The organism is Variovorax sp. 20P10.2.4 (assembly GCF_058244205.1).
Genome location: NZ_JBZAYE010000786.1, coordinates 1 through 3,018, shown reverse-complemented (window position 1 = coordinate 3,018; position 3,018 = coordinate 1). Strand labels below are relative to the sequence as shown.

Sequence of the window (3,018 nt, the reverse complement as noted above, 5' to 3'; positions counted from 1 at the left end):
GGTGCTCGCGCTGTTCCCGCTGGTCGTTCCCTTCCACGCGATGGCGATCAACATCCTGCTGTTCGGCCTGTTCGCCGCGGGCTACAACCTGACCTTCGGCTACACCGGCAAGCTGTCGTTCGGCCACGCGGCCTTCTACGGTAGCGGCGCCTACGCCTGCGGCATCCTGATCGCCAGCCACGGCCTGCCCTGGCCGCTGGCCGTGGCGGCGGGCATCGCGCTCGGCGGGCTGGTGGCGCTGGCCATCGGCGCGCTCGCGATCCGCACGCGCGGCATCTACTTCGCGATGGTCACGCTGTCGCTCGCGCAGTGCGTGTACTTCGCGGCCTTCCACGCGACCTCGCTGACCGGCGGCGACAACGGCCTGCGCGGCGTGAACGTGCCCACGCTGCGCCTCGGCGGCTGGCAGGTCGACCTGCTGCAGCCGCTGAACCGCTACTACTTCATGCTCTGCTTCGTGGCGCTGGCCGTGTGGCTGCTGTCGCGCATCCTGCAGTCGCCGTTCGGCGCGGTGCTCGAGGCGGTGCGCGAGAACGAGCAGCGCGCCCGCGCCTCGGGCTTCGACGTGGAGCGCGCCAAGCTGCTGTCGTTCGTGATCTCGGGCCTGTTCTGCGGGCTGGCCGGCGCGCTGACGGCGATCAACCTCGCGACCGTGGGCATCGACACCCTGTCGTACCACACCTCGGGCCAGGTGATGATGGTCACGCTGCTCGGCGGCATGGGCACCTTCTTCGGGCCCTTCGTGGGCGCCGGCGTGTTCCTCGCGATGGAGCATGCGCTGACGGCCGTGACCGAGCGCTGGCAGCTGATCGTCGGGGTGATCTTCATCGCGCTGGTGCTGTTCTTCCCGAAGGGCATCTGGGGCACGCTGCTCGCGAGGATGGAACGATGACGACCATGCATCGGGACGCCATCCTCGAGACGCGCGGCCTCACCAAGCGCTTCGGCCAGTTCACCGCCAACGAGGACATCGGCGTGAGCTTCCCGCGCGGGCAGCTCACCGCGATCATCGGTCCCAACGGCGCGGGCAAGTCGACCTTCTTCAACATGGTCTCGGGCGCCTTCGCGCCGAGCGCGGGCGAGATCCGCTTCGACGGCCGCGACATCACCGGGCTGGCCCAGCACCGCTTCGCGCACCTGGGCATCGCCAAGTCGTTCCAGGTGACCAACCTGTTCCCCGACCTCACCGTGCTGGAGAACGTGCGCGTGGCGGTGCAGGCGCTCGACAGCAGCTTCGACTGCTGGCGCCCGCGCGCCGCGCGCCGCGACTGGATCGAGAAGGCCGAGCGGCTGCTCGAGCGGGTGCAGCTGCAGGACAAGCGCGGCTTTCGCGCCGAGCGGCTCTCGCACGGCGAGCAGCGCGCGCTCGAGATCGCGGTGGCGCTGGCGAGCGACCCGAAGCTGCTGCTGCTCGACGAGCCCACGGCCGGCATGAGCCCCGAGGAGACGCGCTCGGTGATGGACCTGATCCTCGCGCTGGTGGCCGAACGCACGGTGGCGCTGGTGGAGCACAAGATGAAACTGATCATGGGCGTGAGCGACCGCATCGTGGTGCTGCACCAGGGCCGCCTGCTGGCCCAGGGCAGCCCCGCGGAGATCCGCGCCAACGAGGACGTGCAGCGCGTCTACCTCGGCCACGGAGGGCAACACCGATGACCCCATCGCAACCACCGCTGCTCGCAGTGCAGAAGCTCGAGGCCTGGTATGGCCGCAGCCACATCCTGCAGGGCATCGACCTCGAGGTGCACGCGGGCGAGATCGTCTGCCTGATCGGGCGCAACGGCGCGGGCAAGACCACGATCATGCGCAGCATCATGGGCCTGATGGGCCGCACGCGCGGCAGCGTGCTGTTCGACGGCGTGTCGCTGCTGGGCCTGCCGCCGCACCGGCGCTTCCACCAGGGACTGGCCTACGTGTTCGAGGAGCGCCGCATCGTGCCCGGGCTCACGGTGCTCGAGAACCTGCGCCTGGGCATCCTGGCCTCGGGCCGGCGCGCGCGCGAGCAGGAGCTGATCGACGAGGTGGCGCAGACCTTTCCGCGCCTCAAGGAGCGGCTCGCGCAGGTGGCGGTCACGATGTCGGGCGGCGAACAGCAGATGCTGGCGATCGCGCGCGCGATGGTGGCGCACCCCAAGCTGGTGATGCTCGACGAGCCCAGCGAGGGGATCATGCCGGTGCTGGTGGACGAGATGTTCGCGCTGTTCGCGGCCTGGAAGCGCGCCGGCAAGACGCTGCTGCTGGTGGAGCAGAACGTCGAGCTGGCGCTGTCGATCGCGGACCGCGCCTACATCGTCGACCAGGGCTGCATCGCGCACCACGCGGGCGCGGCCGAGCTGCTGGCCGACCGTGAGATCCAGGAGCGCTACTGCTCGGTGTAGCGCGCCCGGGCTTCGGCTCAGGCGCCGTCGACCACCGGGTTCGACAGCAGGCCCACGCCCTCGATCTCGACCTCGCAGACGTCGCCGGCCTTCATGAAGACCTGCGGCTTGCGCGCCAGGCCCACGCCCGAGGGCGTGCCCGCGATGATGATGTCGCCGGGCTGCAGCGCGAAGGGCTCGGAGCACACCGACACCAGCGTCGCCACGTCGAAGATCATGTCGCGCGTGTTGGCGTCCTGCAGCACCTGGCCGTTGAGCCGGGTCTGCAGCTTCAGGCCGGCGGCGCCCGCGGGCAGCTCGTCGGCGGTCACGAACTCGGGGCCGAACGAGCCCGAGCGGTCGAAGTTCTTGCCCATCATCCATTGCGCCGACTTGAACTGGTAGTCGCGGATCGAGCCGTCGTTGAACACCGAGTAGCCGGCCACGTGGTCGAGCGCCTGGTCCTTGGCGATGTAGCGGCCGGCCTTGCCGATCACGATGACCAGCTCGCCCTCGTAATCGAACTGGGTCGAGACGTGCGGGCGCTCGAGCGCCTTGCCGTGGCCCACCCACGAGGAGGCGAAGCGGTGGAACAGCACCGGATAGGTCGGCGGGTCGAACTTGCTCTCGGCCGCATGGTCGATGTAGTTGAGGCCGACCG

The 3,018-nt window shown here is 69.7% G+C and carries 4 protein-coding genes; 3 read left to right on the top strand and 1 reads right to left on the bottom strand.

Annotated features, from left to right (window positions below):
* The 3 genes from AC27VN_RS37525 to AC27VN_RS37515 all read left to right on the top strand — a co-directional run.
* The coding region (locus tag AC27VN_RS37525) for a branched-chain amino acid ABC transporter permease (protein WP_490879935.1) at nt 1-892 on the top strand (892 nt) is incomplete at its 5' end.
* Nucleotides 893-897: 5 nt separating this feature from the next.
* Nucleotides 898-1,656, top strand: a complete 759-nt coding sequence (locus AC27VN_RS37520) for an ABC transporter ATP-binding protein (RefSeq protein ID WP_490879936.1) — start codon at nt 898-900, stop codon at nt 1,654-1,656.
* On the top strand, nt 1,653-2,378 hold the full coding sequence (locus tag AC27VN_RS37515) for an ABC transporter ATP-binding protein (RefSeq protein WP_296789113.1): 726 nt from the start codon (nt 1,653-1,655) through the stop codon (nt 2,376-2,378). The genes AC27VN_RS37520 and AC27VN_RS37515 overlap by 4 nt, the downstream gene beginning before the upstream one ends.
* Before the next feature lie 17 nt (nt 2,379-2,395).
* Here the strand turns inward: AC27VN_RS37515 and AC27VN_RS37510 are convergent.
* Nucleotides 2,396-3,018: fumarylacetoacetate hydrolase family protein (locus AC27VN_RS37510; RefSeq protein WP_490879934.1), on the bottom strand; the 623-nt coding region annotated here is incomplete at its 5' end.